1 protein-coding gene is annotated in these 394 nt (G+C 66.8%); it reads right to left on the reverse strand.

The features are described 5' to 3' along the window. On the reverse strand, positions 1-349 hold a 349-nt coding region (locus I6F16_RS37770; RefSeq protein WP_225174813.1), incomplete at its 3' end, for a helicase HerA-like domain-containing protein. Positions 350-394: the final 45 nt, after the last annotated feature.

The raw sequence follows: 394 nt of genomic DNA on the forward strand, positions 1-394 counted from the left end.
CGCTGATGGTGGTGCGCAACGGGTGGCCGGTCTTCCCGGCGATGTCCCAGAGCGTGGTCGGGTAGGCCTTCGGCTGGTAGTTCAGCCACGGCATGCTGGCGATGCGTTCGGCGACCTTGCCCTGCGGGTTGCCCGGCGCGGCGATGCCGCACAGGTCGCCCTTGATGTCGGCGGCGAATACCGCGACACCGGCATCGCTGAAGGATTCGGCGAGGTGCTGCAAGGTCACCGTCTTGCCGGTACCGGTGGCGCCGGCGATCAATCCATGACGGTTGGCCAGGCGCCAGGCCTGCCCTACCGGCTGGCCATCGGGGCCAGCGCCGATCAACAACTCATTCGCTTGCGACATCCATTCATCCTCGGGACTAAAGCTCCGGCACGCTGTGCCGACAGT

It is taken from the genome of Bradyrhizobium sp. IC4060 (assembly GCF_020193715.1).
In the GTDB taxonomy this organism is placed as follows: Bacteria; Pseudomonadota; Alphaproteobacteria; order Rhizobiales; family Xanthobacteraceae; genus Bradyrhizobium; species Bradyrhizobium yuanmingense.